The following is a 26404-nucleotide window of genomic DNA, read 5'->3' on the forward strand; positions in this document are numbered from 1 at the left end:
GATCCTGTCTTCATGATCAAGCGATTGACCTGGATGTTGCTCGCGCTGGCGGTTGCCTGCGCGCCCACCTTGGCGCTGGCCAAGAACCCTACGGCGCTGTTCTATCTGATGAACACGCAGAAATCGACCAATTCGTTCCTGGCCAATGTCGACAAGATCGATGTGGTGGTGCCCACCTGGTATGGCGTGGATCAGAACGGCTTGGTCAACGGCACGCCCAACATGTATCTGTACGACATCGCCAAGCAGAAAAATCTGCGCGTGATGCCGATCCTGTCGATGACCACCGGCCGCGACGGCTTCCACAAGCTGATGCATGACGAAGCGGCCAAGAAGCGCATGATCGAATCGCTGCTGATCCACGGCAAGCAGCACAAGTACTACGGCTTCCAGTTCGATTTCGAGAACATCGCCTGGACCGATCGCGATGCCTACACGCTGATGGTCAAGCAGACCGCCGATGCGCTGCACAAGGCCGGTTTCAAGATGTCGGTGGCAGTGGTGCCCAATGCGCCGGGCCATGCCGAAGGCGGCCAGTTTTCCAAGTGGATGTGGGAATACTGGCGCGGTGCGTATGACCTGAAAGCACTGGGCCAGGCCGCCGATCTGGTCAGCATCATGACCTACGACCAGCACACCCGCTGGACCACGCCCGGCCCGGTGGATGGCATGGTGTGGATGAAGAAGCACCTGGACTACGCCATCACCCAGGTACCGAAGGAAAAGCTCTCGCTGGGTATTGCCACTTACGGCTACCGTTGGTACACCGGCAACCCGGTGAAGGAAGACGGCACCGAAGCGTCGAACATCTCGGCCACGTATATCGATGCCGACGAATCCTTCCCGCTGGCGATCGAACAGAACGCCACCGTGCAGTGGGATCCGGTGGAGCAGGAATCGTGGTTTTACTTCTACCGCGACGATATGCGCGAGTGGGTATTCCGCCCGGATGCGCGCAGCTTCAAGGCACGCTACGACATGGTGAAGCAGTACGGTCTGGAAGGCTTCAGCTGCTGGGTGCTGGGCGCTGAAGATCCGAAGGTGTGGGACGAGCTGCCGGTGGCGCAGCGCTGAGCCCGCCATGCAACAGGGCGGCGCGCGCACGAAGCGTGCGCCAGTCCCTGCGTTGTTCGCCACGGCTTTGCTACTGTGCGTGGCTGCCGTGTCCTGGCGCGTGGCAAGCTGCATGACACGCGCTGATTGCCACATCGGGATGTGATTGCATGATCTCCAACACCGGCCCTGTTCCACGCATGATGTCGTCGCGACGGCTGCTGTCCACACGATTGCCGTCGCGCCTGCTTGTCTGCTGCGTTGCAGTCAGCGCCCTGCTTGGATGTGGTCAACGCGAGGCCGGCACTGCACCGGCCGTTGCCAGTGCAGGCGCCCCCGCGGCACCTGCCGCCAACACACCGCTGCCCCTGATTCCGGCACCGGCGCAGGTCACACGCGGCAGTGGCAGTTTCCACATCGGTGCCGGCACGGTGATTTCGATCGTCGGTGGCGATGCCGATGCACGCCGCAGCGCCGAATATCTCGCCGAGCTGCTCAAGCGCACGCGCGGCCTGTCGCTGGAAGTGCGCAACGAAACCAGCGCCTCACCGGGCAGCATCCGCCTGGAACGCAGCGCGCAGGCACCGGTAGCGCAGAAGGAAGGCTATAGCCTGGATAGCGACGCGAAGGGCCTCCGCATCCAGGCGCGTGATGGCGCCGGGTTGTTCTACGGCACCGTGAGCGCATGGCAGTTGATGACCCCGGATGCACGCAAGGGCGATGTCGAGGTACCGGCGGTGGCCATCCGCGACTGGCCGCGTTTCAGCTGGCGCGGCCAGCATCTGGATGTGGCGCGCCACTTCCACGACGTGGCAACGGTCAAGCATGTGCTCGACACGATGGCCGTGCACAAGCTCAACGTGCTGCACTGGCATCTCACCGATGACCAGGGCTGGCGGATCGAGATCAAGCGCTACCCCAAGCTCACCGAGGTGGGTGCGTGGCGCACGCCGCCGGGCGCGGGCCAGCACGGCACACCGGAGCGCTATGGCGGCTTCTACACGCAGGAACAGATCAGCGAAGTGGTGGCCTACGCGGCGCGCCTGCACATCACCGTGCTGCCCGAGCTGGATATGCCCGGGCATGCGCAGGCGGCCGTTGCCGCCTACCCCGAAGAGGTGGGCGTCCCCGGTGTGCGCACCCAGGTGGGTGTGGACTGGGGCGTCAACCCGTACCTGTTCAACACCAGCGAACGCAGCCTGACCTTCATCACCAATGTGCTGGATGAAGTGCTCACGCTGTTCCCGTCGACCTACATCCACATCGGCGGCGATGAGGCAGTCAAGGACCAATGGGAAGCCTCGCCGGCCGTTCGCGCACAGATGCGCAAGCTCGGCGTCAAGGACGCACACGCGATGCAAGGCTGGTTCAACGAACAGCTGGCCCAGTACCTCACCCAGCATGGCCGGCGCATGATCGGCTGGGACGAAATCCTCGAAGGCGGCGTGCCGGCCAGCGCGGCCGTGATGTCCTGGCGTGGCATCGAAGGCGCGGTGACCGCCGCCAAGCAAGGCCACGACGTGGTGCTGGCACCGGGCGATTCGCTGTATCTGGACAACCTGCAGACCACGCGCAGCGATGAACCCAACGGCCGCCTGACCACGCTGCCGCTCTCGAAGGTCTACGCGTTCAACCCGGTGCCGGCCGCGCTCAATGCCGAGCAGGCCAGGCATGTGCTCGGCGCGCAGGGCGCGTTGTGGGCCGAATACATTCCCTCGCGCTGGCACGTCGACCACGCGCTGTTCCCGCGCCTGGCAGCGGTAGCCGAAGTGACGTGGTCGCCGATGGCCGCGCGCGACTGGAAGAATTTCCTGGCGCGGATGCCGGCGCAGCTGCAGCGTTATCAGGCGCTGGGCATCGATTACAGCGATGGCGCGTTTGCCGCCGACATCGATCTGGACGGCGACGTCAACGCGGTACTGGCCGGTGGCCCGGCCAAGGTATCGCTTGGCAACCAGAGCGGCGCCGGCAGCCTGCACTACACCGTGGATGGCAGCGACCCCACGCCGGATGCACCGCGCTACACGGCGCCGTTCGCGATTCAGCTGCCCACCACCGTCAAGGCCACAGCCTTCACCGACGATGGCATTGCACTGGCCGCCCCACGCAGCCGCACCTTTGACCGTGCCGCGCTGCTGAGCCGCGACACCCAGGGTCTGCGCCACTGTGTCGAGCAAGGGGCGCTGGGCCTGCGCCTGCCGCTGCTGCCGGACCTGCCGGGCGCCGACACGCCGGTCTACAACGTGGACCTGTTCCATGCCTGCCGCCTGTATCCGCAGGCGCGGCTGGATGGTGTGGGCGCGATCAAGGTGGACGCCGCACGCCTGGCGCGCAACTTCGGCCTGGCGCACGAGCAGTCCAAGGTGCAGAAGTACCCGGCCAAGACACCCGGCGGCGAACTCGAAGTGCGCCTGGGTTGCGAAGGCGAGCTGCTCGCGCGCATCCCGCTGCCCAAGGGCAACGCGCTCGGCGAACAATTCACACTGGAAAGCGCGCTGCCTGCACGCACCGGCACGCACGATCTGTGCCTGCGCTTCACCGCCCCCATCACCGGCCCGTTGTATGCCATCGGCGCCGTCCATCTGATTGAAACCACCGCGCAGGCGCCCCCCCGCCGCCACGCGCTGATCCCTCCAAGGAGAACCCTGCATGTCCCTGTCCCGCCACCGTCGTGTTCCTGCACCCGCCCGCCTCGGGCTTGCCCTCGCCTTCGCCATGTCGCAGGCCTGGGCGGCGCCGCCCACGGCCGTGACGCTGGACAGCGGCTGGCAGGTGCGGCTGGTGCCGGGGCAGGAACAGGCCAAGACCTACCCCAAGGCCGCCGCCTGGTTGCCGGCGCAGGTGCCGGGCGTGGTGCAGACCGACCTGATCGCCGCCAAGGTCGTGCCGGACCCGTTCTACCGCGACAACGAAGGCAAGATTCAGTGGGCCGGCCTGAGCGACTGGCAGTACCAGACGCGCTTCACCGTGGATGCTGCCACGCTCGCGCGCGAGCATGTGGAGCTGGTGTTCGATGGCCTGGATACGTTTGCCGAGGTCACCCTCAACGGCAAGCCGTTGCTCAGCGCCGACAACATGTTCCGGCAGTGGCGCGTGGACGCCAAGGCGCTGCTCAAGCGCGGCGACAACGTGCTGGAAGTGAAGCTGTTTTCGCCGATCAAGAAGATCCAGCCATGGCTCGCCAAGCAGCCGTACGCGCTGCCGGGCGCCTACGATTCGGCCTTCGGCGACGAGCCCGAATCGCGGCACAGCTCCACCTACGTGCGCAAGGCGCCGTACAACTTCGGCTGGGACTGGGGCCCGCGCATGGTCAACGCCGGCATCTGGAAAGACGTGCGTGTGGAAGCCTGGGATGCGGTGCGCGTGGATGGGCTGCATATCGCCCAGCAGCGCGTGGATGCCGACAGTGCGCAGTTGCAGGCGCAGCTGGAGTTGCAGGCCGGCCGCAGCGGCCCGGTGCAGGTCAACCTTGACGTGCTCGGCCCGAATGGCCAACGCGTGGGCCAGTTCACCCAGGACGCGGTGGTCGACCCGGGCCAGAACCGCATCGATCTGGCGGTGCGCATCGCCAAGCCCAAGCGCTGGTTCCCGGCCGGCTACGGCGCGCAGGACCGCTACACCTTCGTGGCCACGGTGCGCGATGCCGATGGCGACAGCCAGCAGATCAAGCGCATCACCGGCCTGCGTTCGGTGGAGCTGCGCCGCGAAAAAGACAAGTTCGGCAAGAGCATGGAGATCGTGATCAACGGCATCCCGATCTTTGCCAAGGGCGCCAACCTGATTCCGCTGGATGCCTTCCCCTCGCGCGTCAGCCAGGCGCGCATGCGCAGCACCCTGCAGGATGCGCGCGATGCCAACATGAACATGCTGCGCATGTGGGGCGGCGGCCATTACCAGGACGACCACTTCTACGAGGTGGCCGACGAGCTGGGCATCATGATCTGGCAGGACTTCATGTTCGGTGGCGCGGTGCCGCCGTATGACGTGGAGTTCCGCGAAAACACGCGCCAGGAAGCGATCGAGCAGGTTAAACGCCTGCGCGACCATCCCAGCGTGGTGTTGTGGTGCGGCAATAACGAAGTGCAGACCGGTTGGGAAAACTGGGGCGACCGGGTCAAGTTCAAGCAGTCGGTGGACCCGGAAGAACGCAGCCGCATCGAGCGCGGCATGACCACGCTGTTCGGCACCGTGTTCCGCGAAGTGGTCGCCACCTACGACAGCGATGTGCCGTACTGGTCCACCTCGCCCGGCACCAACTTCGACGGTGCCGCCGACCAGGCCAATGACGGCGACATGCATTACTGGAAGGTCTGGGGCGGCCCGGCGCTGCCGGTCACCGAATACCTCAACGTCACTCCGCGTTTCATGTCCGAATACGGCCTGCAGTCGTTCCCGGACATGCGTACCGTGCGCGCGTTCGCCGAACCCGGCGACATGGATCCGGAATCGCCGGTGATGCGCGTGCATCAGAAGTTCGACAAGGGCAACGGCAACAAACGGCTGATGCTGTATATCCGCCGCGAATTCGGCGAGCCCAAGGATTTCGAAAGCTTCGTCTACCTGAGCCAGCTGATGCAGGCCGAGGGCATCAACCTGGCCGCCTCGCATCTACGCGCTTCGCGTCCGCAGTCGATGGGCTCGCTGTACTGGCAGCTCAACGACGTGTGGCCCGGCGCCTCCTGGTCGAGCGTGGACTACTACGGCCGCTGGAAGGCGCTGCACTACCACGCACGCCGCTTCTATGCGCCGGAGATGATCGCCGCGCTGCGCAACGACAAGGGCCAGACCGAGGTCTCGCTGGTGTCCGACCGCACCACGCCGCTGCAGGCGCGCTGGCGCATGCGCGTGATGAGCATGGAGGGCAAGGTGCTGAGCAAGCGCGAAGAAAAAGCCACGCTCAAGCCGCTGAGCAGCCTGCAGGTGGGCAACTTCAGCGACAAGCAATTGCTGGGCAACGCCGATCCGAAGCGCAGCTACGCGGTGTTCGAACTGCTGGATGGCGATACCGTGCTTTCACGCGAAGTGGTGTTCTTCGCGGCCGCCAAGCAGCTGGCATTGCCCACCGCCACGATCGACAGCCAGTGGCGCGCTGATGGCGATGGTTACGCGCTCACGCTGTCCAGCAAGACGCTGGCGCGCGAGGTGTGGCTATCCTTCGGCGACGTGGACGCCGCGCTGTCGGACAACGCCTTCGATCTGCTGCCGGGCGAGCCGCTGACCGTGCACGTGACCAGCAAGACAGCGCTGGCGCAGTTGCAGTCTGCGCTGCAGGTCCGCGACCTGGCCAGCACGCTGGCGGGTGCACCACCGGAGCCGGCCGAGAGCAAATGACGTTGCAGTTCGCTGCACATTGCGCTCAGTGAGCGCGGCGCGTGCACCGCGGTGAACATCATCGTTGGTGCAACGCGCGACGCACACGCCCGCACCATCGCACCGCTTTGCACCTGCACTGCAGCGCGAGCCAGAAGTCGCACTACCGCGGCAGCGCCGATACACGGCCTGCCGCATCCAGATCCATCCCTGCCCGTCGCCACGCGACGGGTACCCCAATGCAACGCCGCGCAGCCACTGCCGCACGGCAGGAGTGAAATGATGTCGTTGTCCGTGTTTCCGCATCGCCTGGCCCTCGCTCTCGGATTTGCCTTGGCTGCACCGCTGACCAGTGCGCCCGCTCAGGCCGCAGCGCCCACCGGCACGCCGGAACAGCGTGCCGCTGCACTGGTCGCGCAGATGAGCCGCGAGGAAAAAGTGGCCCAGGCGATGAACGCGGCGCCAGCGATTCCGCGCCTGGGCATCCCCGCCTACGAATGGTGGAGCGAGGGCCTGCACGGCATTGCGCGCAATGGCTACGCCACGGTGTTTCCGCAGGCGATCGGGCTGGCCGCCAGCTGGAATACGCAGCTGATGCAGCAGGTGGGCACGGTGGTGTCGACCGAGGCACGTGCCAAGTTCAACCAGGCCGGCGGCCCGGGCAAGGACCACAAGCGTTACGCAGGCCTGACCATCTGGTCGCCCAACATCAACATCTTCCGCGACCCGCGCTGGGGACGTGGCATGGAAACCTATGGCGAGGACCCCTTCCTCACCGGGCAACTGGCCGTGGGCTTCATTCGCGGCCTGCAGGGCGATGACCTGGAACATCCGCGCACGATTGCAACGCCCAAGCACATCGCCGTGCACAGCGGCCCGGAGCCGGGCCGGCATGGTTTCGATGTGGACGTCTCCCCGCGCGATGTGGAAGCGACCTACACACCTGCGTTCCGCGCCGCGCTGGTCGAGGGCCAGGCCGGCTCGGTGATGTGCGCCTACAACTCCCTGCACGGCACGCCGGCATGCGCGGCGGACTGGTTGCTCAACGGCCGCGTGCGCGGCGATTGGGGCTTCAAGGGCTTTGTGGTCTCCGACTGCGATGCGGTGGACGACATGACCCAGTTCCATTATTTCCGCCCGGATAACGCCGGATCGTCGGCGGCATCGCTCAAGGCCGGCCACGATCTCAACTGCGGCACTGCCTATCGCGCGCTTGGCACCGCGATCGAACGCGGTGAAGTGGACGAAGCATTGCTCGATCAATCGCTGGTGCGCTTGTTCGCCGCACGCTACCGCCTGGGCGAGCTGCAGGCGCCGCGCAAGGACCGCTACGCCAGGCTCGGCGCCAAGGACATCGACAATGCGGGCAACCGAGCGCTGGCGTTGCAGGCAGCCGCCGAGTCGATCGTGCTGCTGAAGAACGCGAACGCCACGCTGCCGTTGAAGGCCGGCACACGGCTGGCGGTGATCGGCCCCAACGCCGATGCATTGGCTGCACTGGAAGCCAACTACCAAGGCACCTCATCGCAGCCGGTGACGCCGCTGCTCGGCCTGCGCCAGCGCTTCGGCGCGCAGCAGGTGCGCTACGCGCAAGGCGCGCCGCTGGCCGCTGGCGTGCCGGGCATGATTCCGGAGACCGCGCTGCGCAGCGACGGCAAGCCCGGGCTGCGCGGTGAGTATTTCGACAATGTCGAGTTGGAAGGCGCACCGCGCGTGACGCGCCAGGACCGCGCGATCAGCTTCAACTGGGACCAGGTGAGCCCGGCCAAGGGTGTGCCCGCCGATCGCTACGCCGTGCGCTGGAGCGGCGAGCTGCTGCCGCCCGGCACTGGCGACTACACGCTGGCAGTGCGCGTGGCGCGGTGCTTCGATTGCACAGGCCACGACCCGGTGCGGCTGTACATCGACGACAAACTGGTCGTTGCCGGCAACGCCGAAGACAAGCACGTGCCTGCCGGCATGCACAACGCTGACGGCCGCAGCGTGGAGACGGTGCTGCATTTCGACGACACCCGCCCACGCAAGATCCGCCTGGAACTCGAACACCGCGGCCAGGACCAGGGCGTGCGCCTGGAGTGGCTGGCGCCGGCCGCCGCACAGTTGGCCGAAGCCGAACAAGCCGTGGCGCAGGCCGATGCGGTGGTGGCCTTCGTCGGGCTCTCGCCCGATGTGGAAGGCGAAGAGTTGCGCATCGACGTGCCCGGCTTCGACGGCGGCGACCGTAACGACATCGCCCTGCCCGCCGCGCAACAGGCCTTGCTGGAGCGTGCCAAGGCCTCCGGCAAGCCGTTGGTGGTGGTGTTGATGAGCGGCAGCGCAGTGGCATTGAATTGGGCCAAGACCCATGCCGATGCAATCGTGGCGGCGTGGTACCCCGGCCAGTCCGGCGGCACCGCCATTGCCCGTGCGCTGGCCGGTGACGACAACCCCGGCGGGCGCCTGCCGGTGACGTTCTATCGCTCCACCAAGGACCTGCCGCCGTACGTCAGCTACGACATGAAGGGCCGCACCTACCGCTATTTCAAGGGCGAGGCGTTGTTTCCGTTCGGCTACGGGTTGAGCTACACCAGCTTTGCCTACGATGCGCCGCAGCTGTCCAGCACAACGCTGCAAGCCGGCAGTCCGTTGCAAGTGACCACCACGGTGCGCAACACCGGCACGCGGGCTGGCGATGAAGTGGCGCAGGTGTATCTGCAGTATCCAGACCGCCCGCAGTCGCCATTGCGCAGCCTGGTTGGATTCCAGCGCGTGCATCTGCAACCGGGCGAGCAGCGCACGCTCACCTTCACCCTGGATGCGCGCGCCCTGAGCGATGTGGACCGTACAGGCACGCGCGCGGTGGAAGCCGGCGATTACCGGCTGTTCGTCGGTGGTGGCCAGCCAGACACCGGCGCCCCCGGCCAGAGCGTGGCGCTCACCATCCAGGGCCGCGCACCGCTGCCAAAGTAAGGCCATTCGCAGCGCGCCGGCGCAGTGCCGGCATGCGCGTCACGAACACCACGCGCCCGCAGCACGGGCGCGGCATCAGGAGTATCCATGCGTAAGATCCCCACAGACAGCATCACCGAGCCAGCGCGCGACGACAGCACGCAACCCACCACCGCCGCCGTCTCGCGCCGCACGATGCTGGGCATGCTCGGCGCCGCCGCAGGCAGCGCGCTGATCGGCGGCATTCCCGGTGCACGCGCAGCGACCTCGTCGCCGGCCTCGGGCTTTGTCAGCAAGCGTCCGCCCAAGGCGCAGCGCCGCTTTGTCAGCACCGCGGTGGAGCAGCAGATCACCCAGATCAAGGCGCGCATCGCCGACCCGGAACTGGCCTGGCTGTTCGAGAACTGCTACCCCAACACGCTCGACACCACGGTGGAAACCGGCACCCGCAACGGCAAGCCGGACACCTTCGTCATCACCGGCGACATCCACGCGATGTGGCTGCGCGATTCGTCCGCGCAGGTGCATCCGTACGTGCCGCTGGCCAAGCGGGACCCCGCGCTGCGGCGCATGTTCCATGGTCTGATCCAGCGCCAGGCGGCCTGCATCAAGCTCGATCCGTATGCCAACGCGTTCCTGCCCGATGGCCAGACCCAGCGCCTGAAGTGGTCGCTCAACGACATCACCGAGATGAAGCCCGGTGTGGGCGAGCGCAAGTGGGAAATCGATTCGCTGTGCTACCCGATCCGCATCGCGCACGAATACTGGCGCGCCACCGGCGACACCGCGCCGTTCGACGACGACTGGCGTGAGGCGATGCACGTGGTGGTGCGCACCTTCCGCGAACAGCAGCGCAAGGACAACCGCGGCCCGTACGTGTTCCAGCGCCCCTCGCCGCTGGCCACCGAGACGCTGGTGCTGGAAGGCTACGGCCAGCCGACCAAGCCCAACGGCATGATCCATTCGATGTTCCGCCCGTCCGACGATGCCTGCGTATTCCCGTTGTTCGTGCCGGCCAACCTGTTCGCGGTGGCCTCGCTGCGGCAGCTGGCCAGCATGAGCACGCAGATCCATCGCGACAGCGCGTTCGCGGCCGACTGCACGGCGCTGGCCGACGAAGTGGAAACCGCCACACGCCAGTTCGGGCAGATGCGCGACAGCGACGGGCAGGCGTATTGGGCGTTTGAAGTGGACGGCTACGGCAACCAGTTGTTCATCGACGACGCCAACGCACCCGGGCTGCTCAGCCTGGCTTACCTGGGGTGTTGCGATCGCGCCGACCCGGTGTTCCTGCGCACACGTCAACTGGCCTGGAGCGAGCGCAACCCGTACTTCTCGCGCGGCACCGCGGCCGAAGGCGTGGGCAGCCCGCATAGCGGCATGGGTACCATCTGGCCAATGGCGATCGTCCAGTACGCGCTGGTCAGCGACGACGACACGCAGCTGCGCCAATGCCTGCAGTGGCTCAAGACCACGCATGCCGGCACCGGCTTCATGCATGAGGCCTTCGACAAGGACAACCCGGCCACATTCACGCGTGACTGGTTCGCCTGGGCCAACACCTTGTTCGGCGAACTCATCATCGACCTGCATCAGCGTAAACCGCAGCTGCTGCGCAGTAGTTGATTGTCCGAAGCGCTAGATCTTCCTTTCCAGGCGGAACGACACCGCACTTGATCTTCCCTTCTCCCGCCGGGAGAAGGTGCCCGAAGGGCGGATGAGGGTGCCCCGGCATCGGCCCGCAAACTCCGAGACCAGACACATGGCAACACGACGCGGTTTTCTACAAGGCGCCATCGCAGCAGCCCTCTTCGGTAGCGGCGCTCTGGCCACAGGCCTCGCCCGCGCACGCGCCGGCTCCTACGCACTGCCGGCCGATGCGCGCACCCGCGCCGACCTCACCCGCCATGTCGATGTCTTCATCGGCACCGGCGGCCACGGCCACACCTTCCCCGGCGCCACGCTGCCGTTCGGCATGGTGCAGCTCAGCCCGGACACCTACAACGCGGTGTGGGATTCGTGCTCGGGCTACCACGAGTCCGATGGCTCGATCATGGGCTTTTCGCACACGCATCTATCCGGCACCGGCATTGGCGACATGCTCGATGTGTTGCTGGTGCCAGCCACCGGCGAGGTCAAGCTGGTGCCCGGCCCGCTGGATGATCCCGACGCCGGCTATCGCTCGCGCTACGATCATGCGGATGAAGCGGCCTCGCCTGGCTACTACCGCGTGCGGCTCAAGGACAGCGGCGTGCATGCCGAACTCACCGCCACCGCGCGCGCCGGCCTGCACCGGTACCACTTCCCCAAGGGCAAGCCCGCGCATGTGCTGCTGGACCTGTGCCATGGCATGCAGGACAAACCCGGCATCGCCACCCGCGTGAGCGATGCGCAGCTGCGCGTGGTCGACGCACAGACCATCACCGGCGGTCGCCGTGTCTATCAATGGGCCAAGGGCCGCTATATCTACTTCGCCATGCGGCTGTCGCGCCCGTTCGAAAAGGTACAGCTGTACAACGAAGACCAGCCCCTCGCCGCCGGGCTGCGCAGCGCCGATGGCGTGCATCTCAAGGCCGCACTGCATTATCCGGATGCCTCCGAGGCGCCGTTGCTGATCAAGGTCGGCATCTCGGCGGTGAGCGCGGACAACGCGTTGGCCAACCTGGATGCCGAACTTCCCGACTTCGACTTCGCCCGCGTGCATGCGCAAGCCGTGGCCGCGTGGGAAAAGGAACTGGGGCGCGTGCGCATCGACAGCGACGACGAGGCGCAACGGCGCATCTTCTACACCGGTCTGTATCACAGCCTGTTGGCGCCTACGTTGTTCAGCGACGTCGATGGCCGCTACCGCGGCATGGACCTGCAGATCCACACCGCACCCAAGGGGTATCACAACTACAGCACCTACTCGTTGTGGGACACCTACCGCGCTGCGCATCCGCTGCTCACCCTGGTGCAACCCGAGCGCGTGCCGGACCTGGTGCAGTGCCTGGTGCGCGGCGCCAACGAGTGCCCGGACGGCGTGGGCATCTGGCCGCTGCAGGGCGTGGAAACCGGCTGCATGATCGGCTACCACTCCGCAGTGGTGCTGGCCGAAGCGCACGCCAAGGGCTTCACCGGCATCGACTACAAAGCCGCCTGGCCGGCCTACCGCAAACGCGCGATGGACGACACCACGCACGGCCTGGCGTATTACCGCGCGCTTGGCTACATCCCCGCCGACAAGGTGGACGAGGCGGTCAGCCGTACCCTGGAATACGCCTACGACGACTGGGCCTGTGCGCACCTGGCGCAAGCCGCTGGCGCCACCGAGGATGCACGCACACTGCGCGACCGTTCGCGCAATTACCGTAACGTGTTCAACCGCGACAGCGGCTTCGTGCAGGCGCGCCTGGAAGACGGCAGCTGGGCCAAACCGTTCGACCCGCGTGGCATGGGGCACATCGCCAAGTGGCGCGATTTCACCGAGTCCAATGCCTGGCAGGCCACCTTCCTCAACCAGCACGATCTGTATGGCTATATGGATTTGTACGGCGGCCGCGATGGCTTCCTGGCCAAGCTGGACGAGCTGTTTTCCACCAGCTCCGAGTTGCCGGCCGACGCACCGCCGGATATCGACGGCCTGGTTGGCCAGTACGCGCACGGCAACGAACCCAGCCACCATGTGGCGTACCTGTTCGCCTACGCCGGGCAACCGTACAAGACCCAGGCGATGGTGCGCCGGCTGCTGCGCGAGCAATACCATGACGCGCGCAATGGTCTGTCCGGCAACGAGGATTGCGGGCAGATGAGTGCGTGGTTCGTGCTCAGCGCACTAGGCCTGTACGCCGTGGACCCGGTCAGCGGCAACTACGTACTCGGCAGCCCGTTGTTCAAGCGCGCCGAGCTGGACGTGGGCAACGGCCGCACGTTGCGCATCATTGCCCGCGACACCAGCGCCAAGAACCTCTACGTGCAGTCGCTGACCTGGAACGGCACGCCGATCACGCGCAGCTGGATGCGGCATGCCGACCTGGCCGCCGGCGGCACGCTGGAATTCCGCATGGGGGCCACGCCCAACCTGGCGTTTGGTGCAAGCAAGGAGGACCTGCCGCCGTCCTTCGCCTGAGCGCGTGCGATCGTTGCGTCAGCGCCACGCGTTGGCGGCCACACCTGGTGCGCTCCTTCAAGCCGCTTCGCGCGCCATCGCGGCCTGCTGCATGGCGCAACGACAGTCCGCCTGCGGTGCGCGCACAGCACCGCACTGCAGCCTGGCCCGTCATCCGTTCGTATCACTCGCCCCACGTCATTCGTCATTCGTCATTCGTCATCGCCGAGAATTGCCCATGTTGCGTACCACGCTTGCCCCGCTTGTCCTGGCCCTGTCCATCGCACTGCCCATCACCGCCACGGCCGCCAGCGATGACCAGTGGCCCACCTTCGCCACCCAGGGCACGCAGTTCGTGCGCGACGGCAAGCCGTACCAAGTGCTTTCCGGTGCCATCCATTTCCAGCGCATTCCGCGTACCTACTGGAAAGACCGCCTGCAAAAAGCGCGTGCGCTGGGCTTGAACACGGTGGAAACCTACGTGTTCTGGAACCTGGTCGAACCGCAGCAGGGGCAATTCGATTTCAACGCCAATAACGACGTGGCCGCGTTCGTGCGCGAGGCCGCCGCGCAAGGTCTCAACGTGATCCTGCGGCCGGGCCCGTACGCCTGTGCGGAATGGGAAGCCGGTGGGTATCCGGCCTGGCTCTTCGGCAAGGACAACATCCGCATACGCAGCCGCGACCCGCGCTTTCTCGCCGCCAGCCAGTCCTACCTGGATGCAGTGGCGCAGCAGGTGCGCCCACTGCTCAACCACAACGGCGGCCCGATCATCGCCGTGCAGGTAGAGAACGAATACGGCTCCTACGACGACGACCATGCCTACATGGCCGACAACCGCGCCATGTTCGTCAAGGCCGGCTTCGACAAGGCGCTGCTGTTTACCTCCGACGGCGCAGACATGCTCGCCAACGGCACCCTGCCGGGCACGTTGGCCGTGGTCAATTTCGCCCCGGGCGAGGCCAAGAGTGCGTTCGACAAACTGATCAAGTTTCAGCCAGACCAACCGCGCATGGTCGGCGAATACTGGGCCGGCTGGTTCGACCATTGGGGCACGCCGCACGCCAGCACCAACGCCAAGCAGCAAACCGAAGAACTGGAATGGATCCTGCGCCAGGGCCATTCCGCCAACCTCTACATGTTCATCGGCGGCACCAGTTTCGGCTTCATGAATGGTGCCAATTTTCAGGGCAATCCCAGCGACCATTACGCACCGCAGACCACCAGCTACGACTACGACGCCATCCTGGACGAAGCCGGCCGCCCCACGCCCAAGTTCGCGCTGATGCGCGATGTCATCACGCGCGTCACCGGCGTGCAGCCGCCGGCCTTGCCGGCACCGATCGCCATGGCCGCGCTGAAAGACGCACCGCTGCGCGAGTCGGCCTCGCTGTGGGACAACCTGCCCGCGCCCATCGCCATCGACACGCCGCAGCCGATGGAACATTTCGGCCAGGACTATGGCTACATCCTGTATCGCACCACCGTCACCGGCCCGCGCAAGGAGTCGCTGTATCTGGGCGAGGTACGCGACGTAGCACGCGTCTATGTGGATCAGAAGCCTGTTGGTAGCGTCGAACGCCGGCTGCAACAGGTCGCCACCGAGGTGGACATTCCGGCTGGCCAACACACCCTGGATGTTCTGGTCGAAAACAGCGGCCGCATCAACTACGGCCCGCGCATGGCCGACGGCCGCGCCGGCCTGGTCGACCCGGTACTGCTGGACAACCAGCAACTCACCAACTGGCAGGCCTTCCCGCTCCCCATGCGCTCGCCGGACAGCATCCGCGGCTGGACGCGTAACACAGTGGAAGGCCCCGCCTTTCATCGCGGCAACCTGCGCATCGGCACGCCCGCCGACACCTACCTGGACATGCGCGCATTCGGCAAAGGCATCGCCTGGGCCAACGGCGTCAACCTCGGCAGGCACTGGAACATCGGCCCGCAACGTGCGCTGTACTTCCCGGCACCGTTCCAGCGCAAGGGCGACAACACCGTGGTGGTGTTCGATCTGGACAGCACCGCCAAGCCCAGCGTGCGTGGTTTGCAGCAGCAGGTGTGGATCACGCCGAAGGAGTAAGCGCGGCCAAGAAACCACCGCGCTCATCATCAGACGGGCGCAGCGTTCGCTTCGATCGGTTAAGAGCCGCCAACAAAACTACTGCGTGGCCACCAGACGGTCGCAGTCGGTGCTCGGAATGAGGGTTGGCAGGGATTCGTGTAAAAAATAGCCAAAAGTGAGCTAACTTGCTGTAAGGCAAGAAATTTTTTACGGATTCCTGCCGACCCTCTCTATCGCCGATTGTCAAATTGCTAGAACTTTTTCCACCACTTGCTTTTCTTTTTCTTCTGTTCGATAGATCGTTCGGAAACTTGCCTGACGCTGCTTTCTGCTGGAGCTTGCTCCGCTTGGGCAAGACGATCCCTCTCCGCTTGGGCTTGGGCTTGGGCAAGACGATCCGTGATGAGGCCGCGGCCTGGTGCGATCTCGCTCAGGTCCCTGCCGTCCGCAGAGTCGAACGTGCCGTCGATCACCCTGTGAGCCAGCGTCTCTATCCCGGTCAGCACATGATCGCCGCAGGAATAACCGTCCGGCTGTATCGCGGTGGGCATTTCATGAATTTCTTTATAATCAAGGCCGAGGTGATAGGCCGCCATGTCGGCAAGGTAGCGTTGCTGTGGCTGCGTCTGTGCCATGGAATCGTAGTAGTAGGCTGCGGCAGCGTCCTTGTTGCGACGGTCGACGACGAGCAATGACCAATGAAAGTTGGGCTGATTGATCGGCAGGAACACGATAGGTGGGACGTCGTCTCCGACAAGAAGGCGCCGTGCGCGGGCCTGTTGGCCTGGATCTGTGGAGCTCAGCATGGTCACTACCTGCGAGTCGGCAAAGTGAAGTAAATGGGCATTGGGCTGCCCTCGCAATCGGCGAGCGAGGTCGTCGGTGTAGGCGCGCAAATGTCCATCCAGCAGCCACGAAGTGTCCGTCACTTGAGGAAGCTCGGGGTCTGCGACGTCCTGGGGCGACGGCAGATTGTCCACATCGATCCTCTCGGGACTCATGGCCGAGTGCCCCACGGGAGTCTGCGTGCCGTAGTCCCAAGGCTCATCTTCTTCCTGGGGGGTGTTGAGGTCGAATTCGCGGCCATAATGGCTCATGGAGGAGAGGCCGTCGAAGGTCGAGTCCGTGCTTTGGGCGGGCGTGGCGTACTGCCACCCTGGCTGCTCGATTTCCTGGGGGGTGTTGAGGTCGAATTCGCGATAACCATAGTTCTGCCTGGAGTCCAAGGACTCGAGATCATCGAAGGTGGAACTCGATGCTTCGGGCTGGGCTGGCCATGCACGATAGGAAGAACCCGCCGACGTGGCGTGCTGCCACCACCCTGGCTGCTCGATTTCCTGGGGGGTGTTGAGGTCGAATTCGCGATAACTATAGTTCCGCCTGGAGTCCAAGGACTCGAGATCATCGAAGGTGGAACTCGACGCTTCGGGCCGGGCTGGCCATGCACGATAGGAAGAATCAGCCGGAGTATCGGGATACCACTCACCTGATGCGTTCTGCGGCCAACCGCCAGAGGGGGTGGGCGGGATCAGGGACGAATAGGAAGAATAGGAAGAACCCGCCGGGTCTTGGGATTCCACGTTTCTTCTGGCCGATGGAAGGCCTGAGGGGGGCTGTTTGGAGGCAGATCCGTTTGTTGATAACGCATTCTGAAGTTGGCGCGAATTGCCGTCTGGATGCCTTGGGATGCTCCTGAAATCACTGCTTCACCCAGACGAGTCAGTTCGCCGGTTTCCTCGTCGACCATTTCTTCGAGGTTTGCTTGTGATAAATATCCGCTGCTTGCATCGTCGATACTGCACGTTCTATTGCTGAATTTGCCTGAAATGGCAAGAAGCAAATCTGGGTTTTGACGGAGGGTCCGGAATACGCCTTTTAGAGGCTTGCTTTTTGGAGCGGGCTTGCTTTTTGGAGCGGCCAAGGCCAGTTTGCGTCTCTCGCTTGCCAGATCAAATCTTTTCTTCTGATCCGGGGTGATGTATGGAAGGATGTTAAGTTGATACGCCCAGGGTTCCGTAGACACTCAAGACCCTCGTTGCGCGTAGCGCCGTTCAAACTCTACAGGTGACAGGTCGCCAGTTGAACCGTGGCGGCGGTTGGGGTTGTAGAACATCTCGATGTAGTCGAATACCTCGGCGCGAGCGGCGTCCTTGGTGGGATAGGTCAGCCGCCTGATCCGCTCGCGTTTGAGCAGGCCGAAGAAGCTCTCCACGGGTGCATTGTCGTGGCAGTTGCCACGCCGACTCATGCTGCACACCAAGCCATGGGACGCCAGGAAACTGCGCCAGTCATCGCTGGTGTAGACAGACCCTTGGTCCGAATGAACCAAGCAACCAGCGTTGGGTTTGCGCCGCCACACCGCAGACAACACCGCCTGCACGACCAACTCGGTGTCGGCCCGATCGCGCATCGCCCAGCCGACGACCTGCCTGGAAAACAGATCGATCACAACAGCCAAATACATCCAGCCTTCATGCGTGCGGATGAAGGTGAAATCGCTCGCCCAGGCCGTGTCCGGCTCCGTCACGTCGAACTGTCGGTCAAGCAGGTTGGCCGCCGCCTTGCACTGCATTCCTCCATGGAAGCGCGGTTTGCGACCATAGCCCACCTGGGCACGCAGTCCCTCGGTGCGCATCAGCCGATGCACCCGATGACGACTACAACGCTCACCCAGATCGCGCAGATCCGTGGTGATCTTGCGATGCCCATAGACACTGCCGCTGGCCAGCCAGTGGTGCTTGATTAGTCCAAGCAAGCGATCATCTTCCTTGGCGCGCTCACTGTTGGGCGAGCACAACCAGGCGTAATAACCCGACCGGTTGACCCGCAATACCCGGCACATTGCACACACCCTGAATTCCTCGCAGTGGGCTTGCATGAAGGCGTACTTTGCCTTTACCCCTTGGCAAAGTACGCGGCGGCCTTTTTTAGGATGTCGCGCTCCTCGGTCACTCGACGCAACTCTGCCTTCAGCCGCCGAACCTCGGCGCTCTGGTCCACCTCGGCGCGATGCACCACGCCAGACTTGCCGAACGTGCGCAGCCAGGCGTACAGGCTGTGCGTGGTGACACCCAGCCGCTCGGCGACTTCTGCCACCTTGAACCCACGATCAGTCACTTGCCGGACCGCCTCGATCTTGAACTCATCCGTATATCGCTTGCTGCTCATAGACACCTCCGAATCGACCATTTTCCATGGCCTTGAGATGTCTAGGAAACCCTGGGCGTATCAAGTAGCGCCCGGCCGAATGAGCCATCACCACGCAAGTAATTATGGAATCTCACAGCGCTTGGCACTTTCTCTAATGCTTCATATCTTGGTAGATATCCCATAATTTCGCTGATCGCGCTTTTGGCTTCTTTGGCTTCTTTGGCTTCTTTGACTTCTTCGGATTCTTCGGCTTTGGCTTTGGCTTTGGCTTTGGCTTTGGCTCCGGCAATGCGATCCAAAGCGGCTTGGCTCAGCACCATATTTTGACTGCAAGCCAACTCCAGGTTGCTCAGCGCGATTTCTCGATCTTCAGGAACCAAGACATTCTCAATTCGTCTCATTATTTGATGTATGACCTCGTCGCGTTGACCTTCGTTCAATTCCCGAAGCATCTGCATGCCACTCATACGTGACAGGCTGCTTTCTGCCAAAAAGCCAGAAAAACCTGGAAATCTTCTTCGTAGCTCGGTAATATCTTCGCCATCGCCATAGGCGCCGATTAGTTCTAATACTTTTGAGTAATCTCTATGGGTTTTGGAGGTCGGCGCGGCTGCGCGCATCTGATGGACCGAGCTATGGGCATGCACTTGCGTGGATTCTTCGCGGGAGGGATTCAAGCAGCGGATTCATGTTATAACCCGCGCTGTGGTTTTCCCTGTATTCTTCCGGGGGCGTAGAATTGCGGTGATCATCCGCCGCCTCCGTCATTCCGCGATATTTTTTATAGTCAAAATTAAATAATCCGTCCATCATTTGAAGTACCTATTGGAGCTAATTTTGATATTGCCAGGCGTTCACGATGCAAGTAACTCTCGGAGGCGAATCCGTTTTCTTGAAAGCGATCTTCCCGTGTCGCGGTTTGGCGAGCAGCGCTCCGTTTCGCGGTGGCTCACCCAAGTCCTGGTTGAGGCGACGAAGCATTGATACGCCCAAGGCTTTGTAGACAGGTACGTACCACTCATACGCTGCGGTTCTGAGCGCGCAGCCCGCATACACTGAAGACTGCTCGCCAAGTGTTGTCAGCCACTCCAGGCCGTGGCGGCAGGTGTGCATTCCACTGGCAACGACGCCACTGTTGCTGATCGCTCAAGGGCTGAATGACGGCGTTGCCGCGGCCGCAGCGCCTTCGCGGATGCGCGCGGCCTGCATTTCGGTGGCCAGCAACGTGCCGCGCACATCGCTAGTGTGCCGCCGGGCCTGTTTCATGCAGAAATGCGCAAAGCCCGCACTTCCTGGCTGCGGCGTGATCGCGTTTGCGGTCAACGCAGCGATCAGGCGCTGTTGCAGCCCCTGCATCCTGTTTTCTGCGCGCTGGATTTTTCTCATGTCCGAACTTTCCAGCTCCTCGTTTGCCATGCCCAGTTCTTCCAACATCAAGCTGACAGATCGCAGTTGGAACTCGTCGCGCTCACGCGCTTGATGCAGTTGCGTGGTCAAGCGTGCGTGCGCCTGCGCAGCCGTCGTGGCTGTGGCCTCTGTGTCTGGGATTGCACCACTGGCAGCATCCTCCGCCGGCAGCTCCACCCGCAAGCGCAGTTTCGAGTCTAGATATTTCTTTTGTAACTCCAGGCAACTTTGCATGTACGCAACCTGCGACTTGACCGAGCCTGGCGTTTGCAGCCACTGGTTCAACGCTGTTTCGGTCAATGTATCGGTATGTTTTGCATAGCTTCGCGCGGCTTTTTCGCCAGCGACGCGGGGTTTGCCGGTGAGCACTGCTCGCCCGTAGGTCGCCCCAGCAAAAAGCGCTGCCCTGGCTCGCTTGGCGAGCGAGGACGGTTGAGCCGCCTGACCAGTTGCTGGGCTCTGATCGGTAGAGCGAGGCACTGCCCGATAGCGTTTCTTCATGTCGTTGGCGCAGCTCTGCAAGAGCGCGTCCCGTGCTTTTTCCTGACCGTCGATACAGGCGTACAGGGCGCTGCGCAGTTCGAATCCATGCTGCGGAACGGCAACAGTCGCCTCCGTCGCGGCTGACGCGTCGTCGGCTGCAGGCGATGCCTGTTTTGCCGCTACCGACTGGGCAGCCACCGTGTGTTCGGTTGGGCCGGGCATGACATGGTCAGACTCCAGCTGGTCACCAGTGCCCGTCGTCACGACGGTGTCCGACGCTTTTCCCGAGGCACCGTCACTGACGCGTGGTGTGCCATGCGGATCCACTTCCCCCGGTGAGGCAGCGACGCCCGCCTCGGGCGTGGGCAGCAGGTCGGCCATGGCAAGCAATGCCCGGTCCACGCTGGGCATCTCCGCAGTCTCGTAGTTGCGATACCGTTTTTGCTTGCCATGCGCCAGCAGAAACTGGTGGCCACCAACACCCATCGTGACCGCACCCAGCAGACCGGCACCGACCACCAAACCGGTGCCCACCGGCCCGGTCACGGTGGCTGCACCCAGCACAACAGCAGCACTGACTCCGGTTTTGGTCAAAGTGCTGGCCGTGTAGGTGACGCCGCCAACGACAAAGCCCTTGTTCCAGTTGTTGAAGCTGCCGGCGAATCCGCTGCGCTGGGTCAGCTTGGTGCTCAAGAAGTGCTGGTAGCGTTGTGCGCCAGGGCTGAGCTCGCCCGGTTCCAGGCGTTGCATGAAGTCTTCGACACGCGCCACATCGGCAACCACGCGCGTTTTCTCCTTGCGTGACTGGTGCAGAAACGTACCGCCAAGCGCGGTGGCAGCGACGCTTGCCAGCGGAGCCAACACAAATGTGCCGGCAATACCGGCCGCCGACGCGACGCCTGCGGCGGCGGTGCTGTGGCCGATCAAGCCAGCAGCATTTGCGTTATTGGCGCCGAGTGCCAACCCGCCCTGGATGCCGAGTTCTGTCGTGGCCTTGGTAAAGATCACGCTTGCGGACGCCATCGAGGTCACCGCGATAGCGCCATCACGTGCGTTGCGCTGTTGTTGGTAAGCGACTGTATCAATCGCCTCGCTCAAGGCATGGACCTGAGCGCCTGCAACTGCATTCAATGGGCCGCTCTCCGGCACAGTTCGCAACGATGCCATCTCTGACCGCAGCTGCCGTTCGCGCTGCCGCAGGGCGCCGCGTTGTTCGGCCACTTCGCGGGTTTCCTTGTAGGCGGCGTAGATCGCAAGGCCAGAGAGCGGCAGCATGGCGCCACTGATGCTCAAGCTCATTGCCAGATCGGCAACGCCTTCCGGCGCCCCCTCCTCAGCCAGGGTGTGCAGGAGGCTCTCTTGCGCTGCAGGCTCGATCGGATGCGGATCCAGAGAGTGCTCCGCGCCGATACCATGCTGCGTCTGATGGTCTGCCGACACTGGCGTGTGATCGATCGGCGTGTGTTCGTGTGAATGCGCGGGTTGGTCGGCTTCCGGGGAATGTTCCGGTTCGCCAGCGTTGGGCATTTCCGCGATCAGTTCCGCCGTATTGTCTACAGTGCCATGCAGTGGATCGGCAAGATACTTGGCGACCACGAATGCATCATAGACCGCCTCTGCTTCCTGAATTTCGGCCATGGCATTTTCGCCAGCTTTGTGTTTTGAAGCGTGGCCGGAGACGGGCTTTCGTTGGGAAGCCTTTCGCTTTAACGATTCCAGACTCATGGGCCAGCCATCGGCAGCTGGCAGATCGTTCGCTGAAGCAAGGGCGTCGGGAGTAGACAAATCAAACGAGCGGGCAGAGCTGTTTGCGTGCTCTTGAATGCGCATAGCCAAATATCCACATGATGCGGTGCGGAAATAGTCTGCCTTCTATCTGCAGGACTCGCTCCAACTGCGAAATTCCTTGCCTTGGAGAGAACAGCCGACATGAAATCGAACAGCATTCATCTCGAATATAAATTGATGACTCGCTGGCGTATCAAAACGGGCGGGAGCTGAACTTCTCCCGGCGCGGCACGCCAAACCGGTAGCGCCTCGATAGAGAGCTTCAACGGACGCCTGCAAGCGGAGTGTCTCAACCGCACTGACTCTTCTCACTGGCCGATCAAAGGCGCCAAATCAGGCCGAAATCTCTACCGACTAATGGCCCTGGAATCGGGGGCGGGTCAAATCCACTCCGCACTCTAAACCCGATCGCTACTCAGCGCGGGAGGACGTCGCTTAGTGCCGAGTGCACAAGGCTTGGCTGCCACGCATCCATATCGCGGGCAACGAACGCATTAAACACTGCACGGGCCGCATACGGATTGACACGCATCCGCGCCGACACCATCACCCACCCGCATCCTTCAAACCGAAGCGTGCAGCGTCGCCGGCCAGCGTGCCTCATCAAGAATCAGACGCACCTGCTCTGCCAGCAACTCTAGACAGAGCGCCAGCTCGTCCATGCGAATCGCCAGTTGCGGGGACTGCTCTTCTGCGCGCGTGCGCGGCTCCGCAATCCGCGCCAGAAAACGCATGTGCTCGCCAAGCTTCTGCAGGCGGTCTTGCGCGTGCTCGGGCAGGTAATAACCCAGCACGGAGCCATCACCGTCAAAAGATTGCTGCATTCTTTTCTCCCATCGCACACCGCATGGCCTGTTCTCACGTCAGGAGACACCGCTCCTTGACCATGAGATTACCAAGCAACGGGCTTTCGCACATCCATTTTTATTGCATCAAATCAAATGAAGCAAAATTTTATTGACAAAAAGTGGATTCCACCTCATTGTGCGCTTCATGGCCAATCATGCACTTATCGCCACCCTTGCCAAGCACGCGGACGTCCGCATGGGCTATCCGTTTCGCGGGTCGATTCCTGAGGTTGCCGGGGGCAGCGTGCGCGTCGTCCAAATCAGGGACGTCCCACGCACCCGGCTCTGCACCTACGACACGCTTGTCGCAACAGAGGTGGAAGGTCGTAAACACCCCGACTGGCTCCTGGATCAGGACATCGTGTTCATCGCCAGAGGGGCCAACACCTTCGCGGCGCTGGTGCAGGCACCGCCGCCACGCACGCTGTGCTCCCCGCACATCTATGTCATCCGGGTGAAGGCACCGCAGCAGTTGTTGCCCGCCTTTCTCGCGTGGCAACTCAATCAGGCGCCGGCACAACGCTATCTGCGCCAGTCGGCCGAGGGCAGCAACCAGCTGAGTATCCGCCGCACGGTGTTGGACATGACCCCCATCCGCCTGCCTCCACTGTCACTGCAACAGGCGGTCATTGCGCTGGAGCAGGCCGCACAGGCAGAGCGCGCCGCCCTGCACGCACTGATCAACAACCGCACCGCCGAGCTGGCGATCCTCGCCGAGCGCCTTCTCGCCTAAGACGTTGGAAACCCCCCATGAACAAGACAGATATCGCCCAGGACACCATCAACGCCGCCGTCTGGACTGCCTGCGACACCTTCCGCGGCACCGTGGACCCCAGCGTCTACAAGGACTACGTGCTGACCATGCTGTTCCTGAAATACGTCTCCGACGTCTGGCAGGACCATTACGACGACTACAAAACCAAGCACGGCAACAAGCCCGGCCTGATCGAAGAGCTGCTCAAGAATGAGCGTTTCGTACTGCCGCATCGCGCCAACTTCTACACCCTGTACGACCAGCGCCACCGCCCCGGCAACGGCGAGCGCATCGACACCGCGCTGCACGCCATCGAAGACGCCAACCTGGGCAAGCTACGCGACGTGTTTCAGGACATCAGCTTCAACGCCAACAAACTCGGCGAGGAGCAGCAGAAGAACGACCTGCTGCGGCACCTGCTGGAAGACTTCGCCAAGCCCGCGCTCAACCTGCGCCCCTCACGCATTGGGCAGCTCGACATCATCGGCAATGCCTACGAGTACCTGATCAAGAATTTTGCCTCCAGCAGCGGCAAGAAGGCCGGCGAGTTCTATACCCCGCCGGAAGTCTCCGCACTGATGGCGCGTCTGATGGATCCGCAGCAAGGCGACGAGATCTGCGACCCCACCTGCGGCTCCGGCTCGCTGTTGCTCAAGTGCGGCCGGCTGATCCGCGAGCGCACCGGCAGCGGCAAGTACGCGCTCTACGGCCAGGAGGCGATCGGCAGCACCTGGGCGCTGGCCAAGATGAACATGTTCCTGCATGGCGAAGACAACCACCGCATCGAATGGGGCGACACCATTCGCAATCCCAAGCTGCTGGCCGGCAACCATCTCAAGCACTTCGACATCGTGGTGGCCAACCCACCGTTCTCGCTGGAAAAGTGGGGCCACGACAGCGCCGATACCGACCCGCACGACCGCTTCCGTCGCGGGCTGCCGCCGCGCACCAAGGGCGACTACGCCTTCATCCTGCACATGATCGCCACCATGAAGCCGCGCACCGGCCGCATGGCCGTGGTGGTGCCGCACGGTGTGTTGTTCCGTGGCGCCGCCGAAGGCCGCATCCGCCAGAAATTGATCGAAGAGAACCTGCTGGACGTGGTGATCGGCCTGCCGGAGAAGCTGTTTTACGGCACCGGCATCCCGGCAGCAGTGTTGGTGTTCCGCACCAAGAAGAAAGACAAAAAAGTGCTGTTCATCGACGCCAGCCGCCAGTACCAGGACGGCAAGAATCAGAACCTGCTGCGCGAGAGCGACCTGCAACGCATCCTGGACACGGTGCAGGCGCGCCAGAATGTAGACAAGTACGCCTACCTGGCCAGCCCGGACGAGATCGCCGGCCACGACTACAACCTCAACATCCCGCGGTATGTGGATACCTTCGAGGAAGAAGCAGAGATCGACCTGATGGCAGTGCGCCGCGAGCGCGAGCAGTTGAAGGGCGAGCTGGCAACACTCGAAATGCAGATGGCCGCCTATCTCAAGGAGCTTGGCTATGAGTGACGAAAAAAAAGATATCGCCACACATGCTGACGAGGGCTTCCCGGCACACGACAGTGCCGCAGTCCGGCGCACATGGCACCAAGGCCAATGGTGGTTTGCGGTCATCGACGTGGTCGTCGCACTCACAGACTCGGAGAGTCCGGAAAACTATCTACGCAACTTGCGTCGCCGCGACGAAGCACTTTCCGGCAGTTGGGACGCCCTGGTGATGCCCTTGCGCGTCACCACGGCGGGCGGGCCGCAGTTGTTGAATTGCACAACGCTGGAAGGCGCATTACGCATCATTCAATCGATCCCCTCGCCAAAGGCCGAACCCTTCAAGCGCTGGCTGGCGCGCATCGGCAACGAACGTCTCCAGGGCGAAGAAGCCGTCGATTTCGATGCCCTGAGCGAGAACCAGCGACGTCTGTTCCTGCGCGACCAGATGAGCCAGCACAACAAGGATCTGGCCGCCGCAGCGAAACAGGCCGGTGTAGAGACGCCGCTGGAGTACGCCGTCTTCCAGGACCACGGCTACAAGGGGTTGTATGGCGGCCTGGGCGCAAAGGACATCCATGCGCGCAAAGCCCTGAAGAAGAGCCAGACGATCCTCGACCACATGGGCAGCACCGAACTGGCCGCCAACCTGTTCCGTGCCACGCAGGCCGAAGAAAAGCTGCGCCGCGACAACGTGCAGGGCAAGACGGCCGCCAACCGGACGCATCTGGAGGTGGGCCAGACAGTGCGCAAAACCATTCAGGAACTGGGTGGAACTTTGCCGGAAAACCTGCCCGCACCGGAAACCAGCATCAAGCGGCTGCAGAAGGACGCCAGGCCGGCATCGGGCAACGACAAGGCCAAGAAATGAACAGCCAGCATGGCGCATGGCAAATCAAGCACTTGCCGCAAGGGGGGGGTCAATTTGACCCCCCCCTTCCCAGCGCAATCCGGACCACCGCCTTACCTGGCTTGCAGCGACGGGGATCCGCATTACAAGCCCGGATCGGGGCGTCAGTTGTCAAACAAGCCGTGACAACTGCCGCCGACGGC

The 26404-nt window shown here is 63.3% G+C and carries 13 protein-coding genes, 1 other RNA gene and 2 pseudogenes; 11 read left to right on the plus strand and 5 right to left on the minus strand.

Annotated features, from left to right (window positions below; genetic code table 11):
* Positions 1 to 12: 12 nt before the first annotated feature.
* From XCC_RS14965 to galC, 7 genes and pseudogenes are all read left to right on the plus strand, one after another.
* Positions 13 to 1074, plus strand: a complete 1062-nt coding sequence (locus XCC_RS14965; protein WP_011038014.1) for a glycosyl hydrolase family 18 protein — start codon at positions 13 to 15, stop codon at positions 1072 to 1074.
* Positions 1075 to 1223: 149 nt separating this feature from the next.
* A pseudogene (locus XCC_RS14970) lies at positions 1224 to 3665 on the plus strand (family 20 glycosylhydrolase); the annotation flags it as partial.
* Positions 3666 to 3702: 37 nt separating this feature from the next.
* Complete coding sequence (locus tag XCC_RS14975) at positions 3703 to 6384, plus strand: beta-mannosidase (RefSeq protein WP_011038016.1); 2682 nt, start codon at positions 3703 to 3705, stop codon at positions 6382 to 6384.
* Positions 6385 to 6645: 261 nt separating this feature from the next.
* Positions 6646 to 9312, plus strand: a complete 2667-nt coding sequence (locus XCC_RS14980) for a glycoside hydrolase family 3 C-terminal domain-containing protein (RefSeq protein ID WP_011038017.1) — start codon at positions 6646 to 6648, stop codon at positions 9310 to 9312.
* Positions 9313 to 9486: 174 nt separating this feature from the next.
* Positions 9487 to 10917 carry a glycoside hydrolase family 125 protein gene (locus XCC_RS14985; protein WP_164923359.1) on the plus strand — a complete coding sequence of 477 codons (1431 nt, stop codon included), beginning with the start codon at positions 9487 to 9489 and terminating at the stop codon, positions 10915 to 10917.
* Positions 10918 to 11053: 136 nt separating this feature from the next.
* Positions 11054 to 13399 (plus strand): GH92 family glycosyl hydrolase, encoded by a 2346-nt coding sequence (locus XCC_RS14990; protein ID WP_011038019.1) that lies wholly within the window; start codon positions 11054 to 11056, stop codon positions 13397 to 13399.
* A 217-nt stretch (positions 13400 to 13616) separates the two neighbouring features.
* On the plus strand, positions 13617 to 15458 hold the full coding sequence (galC, locus tag XCC_RS14995; protein WP_011038020.1) for a beta-galactosidase GalC: 1842 nt from the start codon (positions 13617 to 13619) through the stop codon (positions 15456 to 15458).
* A gap of 233 nt (positions 15459 to 15691) precedes the next feature.
* Here galC and XCC_RS15000 read toward each other — a convergent pair.
* The 3 genes and pseudogenes from XCC_RS15000 to XCC_RS15015 form a co-directional block, all read right to left on the minus strand.
* Positions 15692 to 17433, minus strand: a pseudogene (locus XCC_RS15000) (Ulp1 family isopeptidase); the annotation flags it as partial.
* 30 nt (positions 17434 to 17463) lie between these two features.
* A protein-coding gene (locus tag XCC_RS15010) for an IS3 family transposase (protein WP_087942063.1) occupies positions 17464 to 18608 on the minus strand; the annotation gives its coding sequence in 2 pieces (ribosomal slippage) (positions 17464 to 18371 and positions 18371 to 18608; 1146 coding nt in all).
* A gap of 41 nt (positions 18609 to 18649) precedes the next feature.
* The gene (locus XCC_RS15015; RefSeq protein WP_155247756.1) at positions 18650 to 19267 is read right to left on the minus strand and encodes a hypothetical protein; all 618 of its coding nucleotides are present in this window, start codon (positions 19265 to 19267) and stop codon (positions 18650 to 18652) included.
* A 332-nt stretch (positions 19268 to 19599) separates the two neighbouring features.
* Between XCC_RS15015 and XCC_RS15020 the strand changes: the two genes are divergently transcribed.
* Positions 19600 to 19675, plus strand: a non-coding RNA gene (locus XCC_RS15020) — sX9 sRNA.
* Positions 19676 to 19736: 61 nt separating this feature from the next.
* Here XCC_RS15020 and xopK read toward each other — a convergent pair.
* Positions 19737 to 22310, minus strand: a complete 2574-nt coding sequence (gene xopK, locus XCC_RS15025) for a type III secretion system effector XopK (RefSeq protein ID WP_268271665.1) — start codon at positions 22308 to 22310, stop codon at positions 19737 to 19739.
* A gap of 521 nt (positions 22311 to 22831) precedes the next feature.
* The gene (locus XCC_RS15030) at positions 22832 to 23092 is read right to left on the minus strand and encodes an XAC0095 family protein (RefSeq protein ID WP_011038024.1); all 261 of its coding nucleotides are present in this window, start codon (positions 23090 to 23092) and stop codon (positions 22832 to 22834) included.
* Between the two features lie 169 nt (positions 23093 to 23261).
* Between XCC_RS15030 and XCC_RS15035 the strand changes: the two genes are divergently transcribed.
* Genes XCC_RS15035 through XCC_RS15045 form a run of 3 tightly spaced genes read left to right on the plus strand, consistent with a single transcriptional unit; the run spans position 23262 to position 26222 of the window.
* A complete protein-coding gene (locus XCC_RS15035) occupies positions 23262 to 23849 on the plus strand; it encodes a restriction endonuclease subunit S (RefSeq protein ID WP_016944158.1) in 588 nt (195 codons plus the stop codon).
* A gap of 17 nt (positions 23850 to 23866) precedes the next feature.
* The gene (locus XCC_RS15040) at positions 23867 to 25375 is read left to right on the plus strand and encodes a type I restriction-modification system subunit M (protein WP_011038026.1); all 1509 of its coding nucleotides are present in this window, start codon (positions 23867 to 23869) and stop codon (positions 25373 to 25375) included.
* Positions 25368 to 26222, plus strand: coding sequence for a BRO family protein (locus XCC_RS15045; protein ID WP_019237405.1), 855 nt, complete (start codon positions 25368 to 25370; stop codon positions 26220 to 26222). Before XCC_RS15040 ends, XCC_RS15045 begins: the two co-directional genes overlap by 8 nt.
* Positions 26223 to 26404: the final 182 nt, after the last annotated feature.

It is taken from the genome of Xanthomonas campestris pv. campestris str. ATCC 33913 (genome assembly GCF_000007145.1).
GTDB classification, from domain to species: Bacteria; Pseudomonadota; Gammaproteobacteria; order Xanthomonadales; family Xanthomonadaceae; genus Xanthomonas; species Xanthomonas campestris.

Coding starts and splice junctions, on each gene's coding strand:
- XCC_RS14965 (WP_011038014.1), top strand. CDS start 13: ATGATCAAGCGATTGACCTGGATGTTGCTCGCGCTGGCGGTTGCCTGC.
- XCC_RS14975 (WP_011038016.1), top strand. CDS start 3,703: ATGTCCCTGTCCCGCCACCGTCGTGTTCCTGCACCCGCCCGCCTCGGG.
- XCC_RS14980 (WP_011038017.1), top strand. CDS start 6,646: ATGTCGTTGTCCGTGTTTCCGCATCGCCTGGCCCTCGCTCTCGGATTT.
- XCC_RS14985 (WP_164923359.1), top strand. CDS start 9,487: ATGCTGGGCATGCTCGGCGCCGCCGCAGGCAGCGCGCTGATCGGCGGC.
- XCC_RS14990 (WP_011038019.1), top strand. CDS start 11,054: ATGGCAACACGACGCGGTTTTCTACAAGGCGCCATCGCAGCAGCCCTC.
- galC (WP_011038020.1), top strand. CDS start 13,617: ATGTTGCGTACCACGCTTGCCCCGCTTGTCCTGGCCCTGTCCATCGCA.
- xopK (WP_268271665.1), bottom strand. CDS start 22,310: ATGCGCATTCAAGAGCACGCAAACAGCTCTGCCCGCTCGTTTGATTTG.
- XCC_RS15030 (WP_011038024.1), bottom strand. CDS start 23,092: ATGCAGCAATCTTTTGACGGTGATGGCTCCGTGCTGGGTTATTACCTG.
- XCC_RS15035 (WP_016944158.1), top strand. CDS start 23,262: ATGGCCAATCATGCACTTATCGCCACCCTTGCCAAGCACGCGGACGTC.
- XCC_RS15040 (WP_011038026.1), top strand. CDS start 23,867: ATGAACAAGACAGATATCGCCCAGGACACCATCAACGCCGCCGTCTGG.
- XCC_RS15045 (WP_019237405.1), top strand. CDS start 25,368: ATGAGTGACGAAAAAAAAGATATCGCCACACATGCTGACGAGGGCTTC.